The organism is Pseudomonas sp. TH15 (genome assembly GCF_016651105.1).
Taxonomy (GTDB): domain Bacteria; phylum Pseudomonadota; class Gammaproteobacteria; order Pseudomonadales; family Pseudomonadaceae; genus Aquipseudomonas.
Genome location: NZ_JAEKEL010000001.1, coordinates 1,564,680 through 1,579,983 on the forward strand (window position 1 = coordinate 1,564,680; position 15,304 = coordinate 1,579,983).

The 15,304-nt window shown below is 59.4% G+C and carries 7 protein-coding genes and 2 pseudogenes; 5 read left to right on the plus strand and 4 right to left on the minus strand.

The window, feature by feature from the left end:
* Positions 1 to 29: 29 nt before the first annotated feature.
* A complete protein-coding gene (putA, locus tag JFT87_RS07115; RefSeq protein ID WP_201200017.1) occupies positions 30 to 3,980 on the minus strand; it encodes a trifunctional transcriptional regulator/proline dehydrogenase/L-glutamate gamma-semialdehyde dehydrogenase in 3,951 nt (1,316 codons plus the stop codon).
* Positions 3,981 to 4,443: 463 nt separating this feature from the next.
* Here putA and putP point away from each other — a divergent pair, with 463 nt between their 5' ends.
* The 4 genes and pseudogenes from putP (at position 4,444) to JFT87_RS07135 (ending at position 9,657) form a co-directional block, all read left to right on the plus strand.
* The gene (gene putP, locus JFT87_RS07120; RefSeq protein ID WP_201200018.1) at positions 4,444 to 5,928 is read left to right on the plus strand and encodes a sodium/proline symporter PutP; all 1,485 of its coding nucleotides are present in this window, start codon (positions 4,444 to 4,446) and stop codon (positions 5,926 to 5,928) included.
* Positions 5,929 to 6,288: 360 nt separating this feature from the next.
* Positions 6,289 to 8,303 (plus strand): annotated as a pseudogene (locus JFT87_RS07125) (type VI secretion system Vgr family protein).
* A pseudogene (locus tag JFT87_RS07130) lies at positions 8,293 to 9,005 on the plus strand (DUF4123 domain-containing protein). The pseudogenes JFT87_RS07125 and JFT87_RS07130 overlap by 11 nt, the downstream one beginning before the upstream one ends.
* 331 nt (positions 9,006 to 9,336) lie before the next feature.
* On the plus strand, positions 9,337 to 9,657 hold the full coding sequence (locus JFT87_RS07135; protein WP_201200019.1) for a hypothetical protein: 321 nt from the start codon (positions 9,337 to 9,339) through the stop codon (positions 9,655 to 9,657).
* A gap of 108 nt (positions 9,658 to 9,765) precedes the next feature.
* Here JFT87_RS07135 and JFT87_RS07140 read toward each other — a convergent pair whose 3' ends face one another.
* Entirely contained in the window at positions 9,766 to 10,182 is a 417-nt protein-coding gene (locus tag JFT87_RS07140) for a hypothetical protein (protein WP_201200020.1), read from the minus strand.
* A 327-nt stretch (positions 10,183 to 10,509) separates the two neighbouring features.
* On the opposite strand from JFT87_RS07140, the gene JFT87_RS07145 reads away from it, so the two are divergent.
* The gene (locus tag JFT87_RS07145; protein ID WP_201200022.1) at positions 10,510 to 11,349 is read left to right on the plus strand and encodes a 23S rRNA (adenine(2030)-N(6))-methyltransferase RlmJ; all 840 of its coding nucleotides are present in this window, start codon (positions 10,510 to 10,512) and stop codon (positions 11,347 to 11,349) included.
* Positions 11,350 to 11,492: 143 nt separating this feature from the next.
* Here JFT87_RS07145 and msrA read toward each other — a convergent pair whose 3' ends face one another.
* Together msrA and JFT87_RS07155 are read right to left on the minus strand one after the other, a co-directional pair.
* Positions 11,493 to 12,140 carry a peptide-methionine (S)-S-oxide reductase MsrA gene (gene msrA, locus JFT87_RS07150; RefSeq protein ID WP_201205106.1) on the minus strand — a complete coding sequence of 216 codons (648 nt, stop codon included), beginning with the start codon at positions 12,138 to 12,140 and terminating at the stop codon, positions 11,493 to 11,495.
* 206 nt (positions 12,141 to 12,346) lie between these two features.
* Positions 12,347 to 15,043, minus strand: coding sequence for a sensor domain-containing phosphodiesterase (locus JFT87_RS07155; protein ID WP_201200024.1), 2,697 nt, complete (start codon positions 15,041 to 15,043; stop codon positions 12,347 to 12,349).
* Positions 15,044 to 15,304 lie beyond the last annotated feature (261 nt).

Below are 15,304 nucleotides of genomic sequence, written 5' to 3' on the forward strand. Positions count from 1 at the left end.
TCCATTGCGGGCGCCTGGTTTGTACCGGTTTAGCCGATAGTCATCAAGCTCGCATTACCACCTGCCGCTGCAGTGTTAACGCTCAACGCCCGCTCGATCACCAGTCGCTCCAGCGCAATGTTGGTCTCGCCCTGGGACAGCCCGTGAACCCCGACAATCGCCCCGGCACGCTTGGCCACTTGCTGGCAAACCGCACGCAGTTGATCGGAATGGCCATGATGCAGAACCGCATCAAACACCACTTCGTCCTTGTTCCAGTCGGAAACCAGCTTGATCCTCGCCTGAACTTCCTTCGGCAGACGTGCGAACAATGCCTTGGTCAGGTCAGCTTCCGGCCATACCGCCGAACCACCTACGGCCAATACCGCTGTCAGTTGAGTCAGCAGATCGCCTTCAACTTCCGCCAGGCACAGCACGTGTTCCCGTGGCAGGATCGCGTAGCTGTTGCGCTCACCGGTCGGGCCGGCCAGAACACGGGTGATCCCGCTTTGCGATTGCGCGGCGAACTGCACGCACAGGGCGCTCAGGTCGGCAAACTTGTTGCTGTCAGCCCAGGTTTGCAGGGCGGTCAGCGGCTTGCTCATGGCATCACGCAGACGAACGTCCGGCGCTGCGATGGCATCACCGCGAGCGAAGGATTGTTCGATCGCATCCGTAGGACGCGTCGACAGCAGACGGTACAGGTACAGCGGACCACCCGCCTTCGGACCTGTGCCCGACAAGCCTTCGCCACCGAACGGTTGCACGCCAACCACCGCGCCCACGATGTTGCGGTTCACGTAGACGTTACCGGCGTTGACGTTGTCGATCACCTTGGCGATGGTCTCGTCGATGCGGGTGTGCACGCCCAGGGTCAGGCCGTAGCCGGAAGCGTTGATCTGGCCGATCAGTTGATCGATGTCTTTACGCTTGTAGCGAACCACGTGCAGCACCGGGCCGAAGATCTCCCGTTGCAGCTCGTCGAAGCTCTCCAGTTCGATCAGCGTTGGCATCACGAAGGTGCCGCGTTTGACTTCTTCGGCGTCGGCGATGGCCACCTGATACACGTTGCGACCTTTGTCGCGCATGGCCTGAATGTGCTTCTCGATGCCAGCCTTGGCTTCGGCGTCGATCACCGGGCCGATGTCCACGGACAGGCGCTCCGGGTTGCCGAGACGGCATTCAGCCATGGCGCCCTTGAGCATTTCGATGACACGGTCGGCGGAATCTTCCTGCAAGCACAGAACCCGCAGTGCCGAGCAACGTTGACCGGCGCTGTCGAAGGCCGACGACACCACATCAATTACAACTTGTTCGGTGAGTGCCGAAGAGTCGACGATCATCGCGTTCTGGCCGCCGGTTTCGGCGATCAGCGGAATCGGACGACCCTGTGCATCCAGACGACCGGCGACGTTGCGTTGCAGCAAGCGAGCGACTTCGGTCGAACCGGTAAACATCACGCCTTTGACCCGATCGTCACCGACCAGACGGGCGCCAACGGTTTCGCCACGGCCCGGCAACAGTTGCAACACGCCTTCCGGAATCCCGGCTTCGAGCAGCAAGCGCACGGCTTGAGCCGCTACCAGCGGGGTTTGTTCCGCGGGCTTGGCCAGGACCGGGTTACCGGCGGCCAGCGCCGCAGCAACTTGGCCACTGAAGATTGCCAACGGGAAGTTCCAAGGGCTGATGCAAACCACCGGACCCAATGGGCGATGGGCGTCGTTGGTGAAATCGTTGCGTGCCTGCACCGCGTAGTAACGCAGGAAGTCCACGGCTTCGCGCACTTCGGCGATGGCGTTGGCGAAGGTCTTGCCGGCTTCACGAGCCAGCAGGCCCATCAGTGGCTGAATCTCGCCTTCCATCAAATCGGCGGCACGTTCCAGAATCGCGGCGCGTTCGGCGGGCGGGGTGGCCTGCCAGATCGGGCCAGCGTTCAGGGCGCACTGGATCGCGTTGTCGACGTCCTCGACGGTCGCTTCTTGTACGTGGCCCACCACGTCACGCAGATCGGACGGGTTCAGCACCGGTGCCGGTGCTTCGCTGCTGGAGGCGCAACCTAGCATCGGCGCAGCTTTCCAGCTGTTGTGAGCGCTGGCCAGCAGCGCGCAGGACAGCGAAGCCAGACGATGTTCGTTGGCCATGTCGATGCCGCTGGAGTTGGCGCGCTCGGCACCATAAAGGTCGCGCGGTAGCGGGATGCGCGGGTGCGGCAGACCGAAGCCGCCTTCCACCGTGGCCATCTGCTCGATGCTGGCCACTGGATCGGCCACCAACGCCTGAATCGAGATCGACTGATCGGCAATCTGGTTGACGAACGAGGTGTTCGCACCGTTTTCCAGCAGACGACGCACCAGGTACGCCAACAGTGTTTCGTGAGTGCCGACCGGTGCGTACACGCGGCACGGACGGTTCAACTTGCCTTCGGAAACTTTGCCTACAACCTGTTCGTACAGCGGTTCGCCCATGCCGTGCAGGCATTGGAACTCGTACTGACCGGGGTAATAGTTCTGACCGGCGATGTGGTAAATGGCCGACAGGGTGTGGGCGTTGTGCGTGGCGAATTGCGGGTAGATGACTTCCGGCACCGACAGCAATTTGCGCGCGCAAGCAATGTAGGAAACGTCGGTGTAAACCTTGCGGGTGTAGACCGGATAGCCTTCCAGGCCTTCGACTTGGGCGCGTTTGATTTCGCTGTCCCAGTACGCGCCTTTTACCAGACGGATCATCAGGCGATGACGGCTGCGGCGAGCCAGGTCGATCACATAGTCGATCACGTACGGGCAACGCTTCTGGTAGGCCTGGATCACAAAACCGATGCCGTTCCAGCCAGTCAGCTGCGGTTCGAAGCACAGGCGCTCAAGCAGATCCAGCGACAGCTCGAGACGGTCGGCTTCTTCGGCGTCGATGTTCAGGCCGATGTCGTATTGCTTGGCCAGCAGGGTCAGCGACAGCAGGCGCGGGTACAACTCGTCCATCACACGCTCGTACTGCGCACGGCTGTAACGCGGGTGCAGTGCCGACAGCTTGATGGAAATGCCCGGGCCTTCATAAATCCCACGACCGTGGGACGCTTTGCCGATGGAGTGAATGGCTTGTTCGTACGAGGCCAGGTACTTCTGGGCGTCGTGTTCGGTGAGTGCTGCTTCACCGAGCATGTCGTAGGAATAGCGGAAGCCCTTGGCTTCGAACTTGCTCGCATTGGCCAGGGCTTCGGCGATGGTTTCGCCGGTAACGAACTGCTCGCCCATCAGGCGCATGGCCATGTCGACGCCCTTGCGGATCATCGGCTCGCCGCTCTTGCCGATGATGCGGCTCAGGGACGAAGTCAGGCCGGTTTCGTTGTGGGTCGCGACCAATTTACCGGTCAGCAACAAGCCCCAAGTGGCGGCGTTGACGAACAGCGACGGGCTGTTGCCCAAGTGCGGCTGCCAGTTGCCGGTGCTGATCTTGTCGCGGATCAGGGCGTCACGGGTGCCTTTGTCCGGGATGCGCAGCAGCGCTTCGGCCAGGCACATCAGCGCTACGCCTTCCTGGGACGACAGGGAAAACTCCTGCAACAGGCCCTGAACAATCCCTGCACGGCCGCCGGCGCTTTTCTGATTGCGCAGTTTCTCGGCAATCGAAGAGGCGAGCTTATTGGTGGCTTCGGCCATCGCGGCAGGCAGACGTGCCTGTTCCATCAGCATCGGCACCACTTCCGGTTCCGGGCGACGGTAAGCGGCGGTGATCGAGGCGCGCAGGACTGATTGCGGCAGGATGCTTTCGGCGAATTCGAGGAAGCACTGATGGGTATGATCCGTTGGCGCATCGACGGCGTCGTCGGAATCCTTAGTCAAACCGCTCAGCTCGGTCAGGGTTGCACCACCCTCGAGTTTCTCCAGGTAATTGAAAATTGCCTGCTTGATCAGCCAGTGCGGCGTGCGATCAATCGAGGTCGCGGCGGCCTTCAGCCGTTCGCGGGTTGGGTCGTCAAGTTTGACCCCAAGGGTGGTGGTAGCCATATTTTTATCCTCATGTTTGCCACGACCGCGTGGCATCAGCTGGCCGCAAGATTAGCTGCGCTCTGACAGAGGTGCAACCGGGTGCAACCCTTTTTTGTCGGAATAATTAGCGGGTGATCATGAAATAAATTCCGAAACGGAATGGCGGCCTCTCCTTGGTGCCTTTATTGACTTAAATGCCCTGTCTCTGCCCTGAAAGGGAGCAAAAAAGCGCTGTGTTTCGATGAAAAGCCACCTAGGTGCAACTAATTCTCAAGAAACAGGTTGCACCTTATTTACGTTGTTGAATAGGATTCGCGCCCAAGGTGCAACCGGCTAAAAAGTCTGGTGCGCCGGCTGATGGCTTTCCTGGGGAAACATCGGTCATAAATGCGCGGGACCGGAAATCGTCTGAACGGCATCGTTGTTCGTGCACGGTTTCACACCCCGTCGCTACATAAAAACAAAGCCAGGGCGTATTTGAATGAGCGTAAGCAATCCAACCCTGATCACGTTCGTGATCTACATCGCAGCAATGGTGCTGATTGGCTTGATGGCCTATCGCTCTACCAACAACCTTTCTGACTATATTCTGGGCGGTCGCAGCCTGGGCAGCGTCGTGACTGCATTGTCCGCCGGCGCCTCCGACATGAGCGGCTGGTTGTTGATGGGCTTGCCTGGCGCGATTTACATGTCCGGCCTTTCCGAAAGCTGGATCGCCATCGGCCTGATCGTCGGTGCTTACCTGAACTGGCTGTTCGTCGCCGGCCGTCTGCGGGTGCAGACCGAGCACAACGGCGATGCGTTAACCCTGCCGGATTACTTCTCCAGTCGCTTCGAAGACAAAAGCGGCCTGCTGCGGATCATTTCCGCCATCGTGATTCTGGTGTTCTTCACCATCTATTGCGCCTCCGGCATCGTGGCCGGCGCCCGTCTGTTCGAAAGTACTTTCGGCATGTCCTACGAGACAGCACTGTGGGCCGGTGCTGCGGCGACGATTGCCTACACCTTCATCGGCGGTTTCCTGGCCGTGAGCTGGACCGACACCGTACAAGCCACGCTGATGATCTTCGCCCTGTTGCTGACGCCGATCATCGTGCTGCTGGCGACCGGTGGCGTCGACACCACGTTCCTGGCCATCGAAGCGAACGATCCAAGCAACTTCGACATGCTGAAAAACACCACCTTCATCGGCGTGATTTCGCTGATGGGCTGGGGTCTGGGTTACTTCGGCCAGCCGCACATCCTTGCGCGTTTCATGGCGGCGGATTCGGTCAAGTCGATCGCTAAAGCACGTCGCATCTCCATGACCTGGATGATCCTGTGCCTGGGCGGCACCGTCGCTGTGGGTTTCTTCGGTATTGCGTACTTCTCGGCACACCCCGAGCTGGCCGCTCCTGTGACCGAAAACCACGAACGTGTGTTCATTGAACTGGCGAAAATCCTGTTCAATCCGTGGGTTGCCGGTGTACTGCTGTCGGCCATTCTGGCTGCCGTGATGAGCACCCTGAGCTGCCAGTTGCTGGTGTGCTCGAGCGCCCTGACCGAAGACTTCTACAAAACCTTCCTGCGCAAATCCGCCTCCCAGATTGAGTTGGTCTGGGTCGGCCGCGCCATGGTGTTGCTGGTTGCGTTGATCGCCATCGCACTGGCCGCCAACCCGGAAAACCGTGTGCTCGGTCTGGTCAGCTACGCCTGGGCTGGTTTCGGCGCTGCGTTCGGTCCGGTTGTCTTGATCTCCGTAATCTGGAAAGACATGACCCGCGACGGCGCACTGGCCGGCATCCTGGTCGGCGCGATCACCGTGATCGTCTGGAAGCACTTCAACGTGTTGGGTCTGTACGAAATCATCCCGGGCTTCATCTTCGCCAGCCTGGCGATCTACATCGTCAGCAAACTGGGCGAACCGACCAAAGGCATGCTGATGCGCTTTGATGCGGCCGAGAAGGACTATCGTCTGAACAAGTGATGGGGGATGAGCTGAGGCTCTGACCTTTCGCTGAACATGAAAACGGTCCGCTTCCTTTTGGAGGTGGGCCTTTTTTTTGCGCGGATTTCGTGGCGTCGACGTTCAAATGTGGGAGCGGGTTTGCTCGCGAATGCGGTGAGTCAGCTTGCACCCATGCGGAATGTGGAACCGCATTCGCGAGCAAGCCCGCTCCCACAGGGTCAGTGGTACTCCTGAAGGGAATGTCTGTAGCCAAACATCCTAATTTGTGAAGGATATTTCCCTAAAAAAGTAGGGAAAATCTGATTTTCCTGACCTCCGCTCAACCCCCCTTGTCGCTCATGCAGAATCGCCCGCCTTCATTCTGCAGAGAGACATCGGATGTTCGCGCCTGCCAATCAACCGCGTTTCACGTTGACCCTCGACGGCGTCCAGAATGAGCTCAAGGTGCTTGAGTTCACGGGTAAGGAAGCCATCAGCCAACCCTTCCGTTTCGATCTGGAACTGGTCAGCGAACGGCCAGACCTCGAACTGGAAAGTCTCCTGCACTGTCAGGCGTTTCTGAGTTTTGATGGCGGCGGTTCCGGCATTCACGGTCAGATTTATCGGGTTGGCCAAGGGGATAGCGGCAAGCGTCTGACACGCTACCAAGTCAGCCTGGTCCCGCGTCTGGCCTACCTCGGCCGGCGCATCAATCAGCGGATCTTCCAGCACCTCAGCGTTCCGCAAATCGTTGAGAGGATCCTCAAGGATCACGCGATCCTGCGCGATGCCTTCGAATTCCAGCTCGGCAGCGACTACCCGCCGCGTGATTATTGTGTGCAGTACGCCGAGAGCGATCTGGCGTTCATCCAGCGCTTGTGCGCCGAAGTCGGCATCCACTACCACTTTCAGCACAGCCCCGAGGGGCATCGCCTGGTGTTCGGCGATGACCAGACCGTGTTTCCCCGACTGGCCGAACCAACGCTCTATCTGCCCGGCAGTGGCATGGCCGGTGGTGCCCCGGCCATCAAGCGTTTCAACGTGCGCGTGGAAACGCGTACCAGCGTGGTTACCCGGCGCGACTACAACTTCATCAAACCGCGCTTGCAACTGGAAAGCCGCATCGACGGGGAAAAGCGGCCGGTACTTGAGGACTATCACTTTCCTGGCCAATTCAACGATCGTGAAACGGGCAAGCACCTCGCCCAGCGCGCACTTGAGCGACATGTCGCCGATTATCGTCAGGCCGAGGGCATCAGCGATGAATCCTCGCTGGTTTGCGGACATTTCCTGCAACTTACCGAGCATCCGCGCCAGGACTGGAATGATCTGTGGCTACTCACCGCCGTTGAACACCATGGCCGACAGCCGCAAGTGCTGGAGGAATCGGTCACCAGCGACGGGGAAGAATTCCAGGGTTACCGTAATACCTTTCTCGCCACGCCGTGGGCAGTGTTCTTTCGCCCGCCGCTGGGCCCGGAAAAACCGCGAATGCTCGGTTATCAACCGGCGGTTGTCACCGGCCCGAGCGACAGCGAGATCCATTGCGATGAGTTCGGCCGGGTAAAGGTTCAACTGCTTGGGATCGCGATGGCGAGCTCAATGAGCATTCCAGTTGCTGGCTGCGAGTGGCCACTGGCTGGGCTCACGACCGTTATGGCAGCGTGTTGATTCCGCGGGTTGGCATGGAAGTGCTGGTGGGTTTCATCGACGCCGACGCCGACAAACCGTTGGTGATGAGTTGTCTGCCGAACGCCGCGACGCCCGTTCCGCTGGACCTGCCGGCCGACAAGACCCGCAGTATTTTCCGCAGCCAGAGCAGTCCCGGCGGCGGTGGCTACAACGAAGTTCGCATCGAGGATCGCAAAGGCGCCGAGGAAATCTACCTGCGGGCCCAGCGAAACTGGACCCAGCACGTGCTGAATGATCAACAGGTACAGGTCGATAACGCCCGCAGCATCGTCGTCACCGGCACCGCCCGGCATGAATTGAAGGCCGACGAACAGCGCATCACTCACGGCCAGCGCCAGACCGAAGTGCGACAGGACGACCACTTGCTGGTGAGCGGCGACCGGCACATTCGGGTGAACAGCCAGGCGCTAAATGCCAGCCAGCAATTCCATGTCAGCGCCGGCCAGCAAGTGGTCATCGACGGCGGCGCCAGCGCGACCATTCAGGCCGGTGGGCAGTGGATCAACATTGGCCCCGGCGGGATTTTCAGCAGCGTGCCGATTCAGGTCGGTGGTGCGCCGATGCCGGTCATGGCAGCAGTGGCGAGTTCGTCGGATGTTCCGTTGAAACTCGCCGCAGCCCCGGCGGCGTTGCTCAGCGCGGCGCAGATCATGAGCCTGAAAGGTGATGCTCCGTTCTGTGAAGAGTGTGAGCGTTGCAAGGACGGTGTTTGTGCCTTCTGAATGTCTAGCGCCGTCGGCGTGGCTGGCGAACGTACCGCTGAAACCGTCGGAACAATTGTTCGCGATTTTCAGCAAAACCAGCGACGCCAATCCATCCAGGGCTTGGCAAGGGGCGTCGAGCCCAATCTGGGCCGACACTATTTACGCCGAGTGGGATGCGGTGATGCCCTTCGTGGGAATTGTCCCGGCAGGCAGTGAGTTTCTCGATTGGGTGGCGACTACTGAGTCTCTTGATTGGGGCTGGCTGGCGGTTTCTTCGGCGAGCCTTGAAGGGGTGGTTGAGCATTTTCGCAGTTTGACCCAGGTGTTGATGCCGGACGGCAAAGCGGTGTTTTTCCGTTTTTGGGATGGGCGGTTTTTGTCGCCGATCTTGCAGTCCGAGGCGGTCAGCGCGGCGCAACTGTTGCCGGTGATCTCGCGTGGACTGATTAATGGTCAGGACATTGATATCGGGGGAAGGCGCAGGTTTCCGGGCAGGTGTTTCCATGGTGGAAAGTGCCGGAATCGGTGTTGGCAGCGGACGGAGCTGATGTTCAGGTCAGTAACGCTGTGCAGTGGCTGAGCGAGGAATATCCGGCGTTGTTCGAGGCATTTCCCGAGCCGGTTTTGCGCTGCAAGGTCAGCCAGTTTTTTCAAGTTTCAGCGTCGGAAGATTCGACGCAATCGGCCTTATTAGCGTTTTTGCTGACAGAGGCGGAGTGAGGTTTCCGGGCGAAGGCCTCGGACGTTTCCTTCGAGTCGCGGCGGTTTTCATGAACTGGTGGGCGGTGGGTTGCAGGGATAGTCTTTTCGTTGTCACTGCGAGAGTGGTGGCAGGGTGTAGGAACCCTCGCTTTCATGGCGTTACAGTTAGTTGGCTTTTTGCGGCACTTAATATGTGTCCGTAAGATCGTTCGCGGCGGCTGTGCGCGGGACACGCTTCGGCGTGGCTGAGGTTCGTGAGCACTCGGTTTCCTACTCCCGCGTACGGCTGCCACCCAAGTCTGTAGGAGGACGGTTGGCAGTTCATATTTACTGCTCACGAGTATGAAAAATGAAAACTCTTCACCCCGATCCACCCTACGAAAAACCAATCCCCCACCCCGACGCCCGCTACATGGCACTCACCAGCAATTGCTGTGAAATGCCCACCCTGTTCGTCGACACCCACGCCCCGATTGATGTTTTATATGACGCTGCCAGCTACCGAATTCGCGCGGTCACTCAGGTGCTTGAGAACCTTTCCATGCGCGGTTCGATTGACTGTGAGTCCTTCATCCTTAGCGATTTTGCCTTGCTCTGCGCCATTCCGTTGCGCGATGGGTGTGATGTGCTGGATGTGATTGGGCGGAGGATGGGCGGCATGCCATCCTGACGCGGCTCAAGATCAAAAGATCGCAGCCTGCTGCAGCTCCTACATGGGTTCGGTGTACGGCTCTGTAGGAGCTGCCGAAGGCTGCGATCTTTTGACTCTCAAAAAGGGTCAATCAACAACGATGTAAGCATCCTGAGTCCGGATGAAACGGTCGAACGCCTCTGAGTTGTAAACCTGCAGGCAAGCATGGAAGACCATTTTTTCATCCGAGTATTTGCTGTTGGCAGCGGTCAGGTTAAACGCCTTGGATACATGGTTTCTGGTGTCTTTATAGGGATCGTGCAGCACCTGCAGCGTGTCTTCGTTTTGCAGGACGGTGTGCAGGCCTCTGCCCATGAATGAGTAGGTGCCGGCGGAGAGTTCGATGTCTTTTTTCAGTGCCGAATCTTCATTGAATGACTTCAGGATGCAGTGGCTCAGGCCATAGTTCTTGAGTGTTTGGCGGGCTTGCTCAGTATGCGTTTCGTCGCTGAGGGCGAGGGCTGAACTGACCAGGCAGAGTAAGAAGATGATGAGGTAACGCATGGGTTTTGACGTCCTGTCGGTCGAGTCGAGCCAGTGTAACTGCGTACAGCCACGCCCTCACCCTAACCCTCTCCCGGAGGGAGAGGGGACTGACCGAGTCGGCTGGGTGAGGTACGCCGACGTGCGATGCCTGCGGTGATCTTCGATTGGCCAGGCCTGAGATCGCGTTGATCTTTCAGGTCGATGTAAGCCGCGAGACCACCACAATCAGTCCCCTCTACCTCTGGGAGAGGGCTAGGGTGAGGGCAGGCTTTTGTCCGCTCAGCCGTGAACTCCTGACGTTCGCCGCCGTACAAGGTAAACTTTCCGGCCTTCGCAGGAGCAATCATGAATTATCGTCACGCCTTCCATGCCGGCAATCACGCCGATGTGTTCAAACACCTGACTTTGACCCGCCTCATCGCCTTGATGTCGCGCAAGGAGCAGCCGTTTGCCTATCTCGACACTCACGCCGGTATTGGTCTGTATGACCTGCAGGGTGATCAGGCGAGCCGTACCGGTGAGTACCTGGAAGGGATCGCGCGGTTGTGGGATCAGCCGGATCTGCCGGAACTGACCGCCGATTACATGAAGGTGCTGCACGACATGAACCCGGATGGCCAGTTGCGCTATTACCCGGGGTCGCCGGAGTTGGCGCGGCGCCTGACGCGGCGGCAGGATCGGGTGATGCTCAATGAGAAGCACCCTGAAGACGGTTTGTTGCTCAAGGACAATATGGCCGGTGATCGTCGGGTGAAGGTTCACCTGGGCGAAGGCTGGCATGTGCCGCGCGCGATGTTGCCGGTGCAGGAGAAGCGGGCGGTGATGTTGATTGATCCGCCGTTCGAGCAGCTCGATGAGATGCAGCGCTGTGCGGCGTCGTTGAAAGAGGCGATTGGGCGGATGCGCCAGACCGTGGCGGCGATTTGGTACCCGGTGAAGGACCAACGCATGTTGCGTCGTTTCTATCAGGACCTGGCCGGCTCGGGCGCGCCGAAGTTGTTGCGGGTGGAGTTGTTGGTGCATCCACTGGATACGCCGAACAGCCTGAACGGCTCGGGGTTGGCGATTGCGAATCCGCCGTGGGGTCTGGAAGAGGAATTGCGGGAGTTGCTGCCGTGGTTGTCCAAGAAGCTTGGGCAGACCCAGGGTGGGTGGCAGATGGATTGGTTGATTGCTGAGAGTTGATCAGCAGGATTAATGGCGTCTGAGAGGACGCCTTCGCGAGCAAGCCCGCTCCCACAGTAGATTTATGTCGATCACAAGAGTGTGGTCAGGCGTAGATCCAATGTGGGAGCGGGCTTGCTCGCGAAGCTTTCGGCGATCTGATATCAGATCGGGCAAGTCACGCCTGTACCGCCAATCCCGCAATACCCTTCAGGATTCTTGGCCAGGTACTGCTGGTGATACGCCTCGGCGAAGTAGACCGTTGGGGCTTCGTCGATTTCGGTGGTGATGGTGCCTTTGCCAGCCTTGGTCAGTTCAACCTGGAACACTTGCGCGCTGTGTTTGGCGGCGGCGAGCTGATCCGGGTTGGTGGCGTAGATCACCGAGCGGTACTGAGTGCCGATGTCGTTGCCCTGGCGCATGCCCTGGGTCGGGTTGTGCAGTTCCCAGAACATCTTCAGCAGCGCTTCGTAGCTGACTTTTGCCGGCTCGTAGACCACCAGTACCACTTCGCTGTGGCCGGTCAGGCCAGAGCAGACTTCTTCATACGTGGGGTTCGGCGTAAAGCCGCCGGCGTAACCCACCACCGTACTGACCACGCCCTCGCGCTGCCAGAATTTGCGTTCCGCGCCCCAGAAGCAGCCCAGGCCGAAGATCGCGAAATCCACGTCGGTCACGAACGGGCCCAGCAGCGGGGAGTCGTGGACGAAGTGTTTTTCCGGCAAGTTCATTGGGGTTTCACGGCCAGGCAGAGCTTGTTCTTTAGTCGGGAGCACGTTTTTGTTCACCAGAATTTCCGAGCGCAAGACCATCATCAGTCCCCTCAGTCAGAGTGTGTAAGTAGTCAGACCGCCAGTGTGCCCAATGATTTCCGGTTGCGCACTATTCAAATCTGGGAGCGACGGTGCGACGACTCGACCTGCTCGCGAAAGCGGTGTGTCAGGCGACGATGATGTCGGCGGTTATAACGCCTTCGCGAGCAGGCTCGCTCCCACAGGGGATCTTCGACAGGTGGGATTTAGAGGCAGAGCGGGCCGCGCGGATAGCGTTTGAGCTTCTCGATCAGCTCGGAACCCGGGATAGGGCGGTCGAACAGGTAGCCCTGGCCGACGTCGCAACGGTGGCGGCGCAGGAAGGCCAACTGCTCGGCGGTCTCGATGCCTTCCGCCACGACCTTGAGTTTCAGGTTGTGGGCCATGGCGATCACTGCGGAGGTGATTTCCATGTCGTCCTGGTTGTCCGGGATTTCGTGGATGAAGCTTCGATCGATCTTAATGATGTCGATCGGGAATTTTTTCAAGTAGCTGAGCGATGAGTAACCGGTGCCGAAGTCGTCCATGGCCAGGGTCAGGCCCAGGCGCTTGAGCTGGTCAAGTTGCAAGTGCGTGTCTTCGGTGGCTTCCAGCAGCAGGCCCTCCGTTAGCTCAAGCTCCAGCAGGTTCGACGGCAGCGCTTCTTCCTTGAGGATGCTGGCGATGGACGCCACCAGGTCCGGGTCGGAAAACTGCTTGGGCGACAGGTTGATCGCCACCTGAAGATTGCCCAGGCCGGCGGCGGTCAGTTCCTTGCTCATGCGGCAGGCCTGACGGGCGATCCATTTGCCGATTGGAATGATCAGGCCGGTCTCTTCAGCGACGCTGATGAACTGGTCCGGGCGGATCATGCCTTTTTCCGGATGGTTCCAGCGCAGCAAGGCTTCCATCCCCAGCAAACGACCGCTGCGCAGGCACAGCTTGGGCTGGTAGAACACGTCCAGTTCGTTCTGGGTCAGGGCGCGACGCAGGTTGTTCTCGACGAACAGCTTGTAGCTGGCCTCGGCGTTCAGCGCTTCGGTGAACACCTGAACCTGATGTTTGCCGTTGGCCTTGGCCTTGTGCAAGGCGAGGCCGGCGTTGCGCATCAGCGTCTGCGGGTCGCGACCGTGCAGCGGCGCGCAGGCCAGGCCCACGGAGCCGGTGACGCTAATTAGCTGGTTGTCGACGAACATCGGCTTGTCGAGGGTCGCCAGCAACTGGTTGGCGACTTGCTGGCCGGCCGAGAGGTCGGTGTTGTCCAGCAGCACCGCGAATTCGTTACTGGCGAAGCGCGCCAGGCTGCCGCTCGGGCTCAGGCTATTGCGCAGGCGTCGGGCCAGGCTGATCAGCAATTTGTCGCCGGTCTGGTGGCCGAGGCTGTCGTTGATCCGCTTGAAGTTGTCGATGTCCACCAGCAACAGGCTGATCGGTGTATCGCTGTCTCGGGCGAAACGTTCGTCCAGGTTGCGGATAAACGCCGGGCGGTTGCCGAGGTTGGTCAGGTTGTCGGTGTAGGCCAGGCGCTCGATGCGTTGCTGGGCGAGCTTGGTTTGGGTGATGTCTTCGTAGATGCCGATGTAATGCGTCAGCTCGCGGTTGTCGCCGTAAACCTTGGAGATCGACAACTGGCCCCAGTAGGGTTCGAGGTTTTTGCGGCGGCTCTTGAACTCGCCCTGCCAACTGTTGCTCTTGGCCAGTGCTGAGGGCGCGTCGAACAGCAGTTCGCTGAGGTTTTCCAGCGCCGGCAGTTCCGACAGCCGCTGGCCGTGGACTTCTTCGGTGCTGTACTGAGTGATCGCGGTAAAGCTTGGGTTGACGTATTCGACCACGCCGTCGCAATTGACCAGCAAAAAGGCGTTGGCACTTTGTTCCACTGCGCGCTGGAACAGGTGCAGGGCGCTGGTGGCGGTGCGGCGGTTGTGGTTGTTGATGACTTGGGCGAACTGATCCGCCAGTTCACCGGCAAAGGCGATTTCGTCTGATTGCCAGGCGCGGGTCGCACCGGTCTGCTCCAGGCACAACACGCCGACCACTTGGCCATCGACGCGAATACTGGCGTCGAGCATGGCGTTGACGTCCCGCGGGCGCAGGCTTTCAGCCATGTGCCGGGTACGCGGGTCACGGATCGCGTTATGGGCATCGATGGCGCGACTGGTGTGCAGGGCTTCCAGATAGTCCGGAAAACTGCTTGCGTCGATCGGCTCCGGCATCAGGTATTCCTGAGTGGCGCGGTGATAAGCCGAGATCGGCACCAGCGTCGAACCCTCGAGGTTCCACAGGCTGGCGCAGTCGATTTCGTAGATGTCGCAGGCGCAGCGGGTGATCAGTTCGGCGGCTTCTTGCAGGGAATTGCCGGAGCTGTAGCGCTGACGGGTCAGCAGCAGGATCAAGTCTTGCTGGGCACGTACCCGGTCCAGATGCTGCAGTTGTTCCTGTTGGGCACGCTGGTTGAGTTCCAGGGCGATTTGCAGGCGCGAGTTCTGGGTTTCCAGGTCCAGGGCCGGCAGTAGCGGCTCGCCCTCGAACAGGCCGTCTACCACCAGCAAGTAGCCGCGCAGTAGGTGTCGATTGTGTTGTTTGTAGGCTTCGCCCAGTTCCAGCAGGCTCAAGGTGCCTGCGGCGGTATGCAGTGTGTAGCGGATCAGGTAATGCGGGCTGTCGGCGAGTTGCAGCTGGATTGCGTCATGCAGTTGATAGCGCGCTTCGGGCTCCATCAGGCTGGCGTAGGGCGAACCGACCAGTGCGCAGAGCTCCACGGCCGGCAGGCCGAACTGTCGTTCGCAATTGGGATCAAGAAACAGCAGCGCCCAGCTTGCTTCATTCAGCCGTTCGAAACGCAGCATGCCGAGCCGCGAGGGCACAGGCAACTGCGTCACTACCTCGGCCACCATACGGCTGGCGGCATCGGGTTGGCTTTTCATTGGGGGAAACTCGCTTCGAATATGCTGATCGCGCCGGGCTCTCGCCCTCTTTACTGTTGCCTGCGGCAAGGTTGCATCATTGCGGCACCGACTGACAAGAGAGATGAAGGCCAAGTGCTATAAGAATATGTCGGCAGGAGGATGGATTTCTCCAGTGGACGGCCAAAAGTAATGGTCTGGATTGAAAGTTTCTGAGTTGAGCACTGTCCTGTGGCGAGCGAGCTTGCTCGCGCTTGAGTGCGTAGCGCTCACAAAAACTTT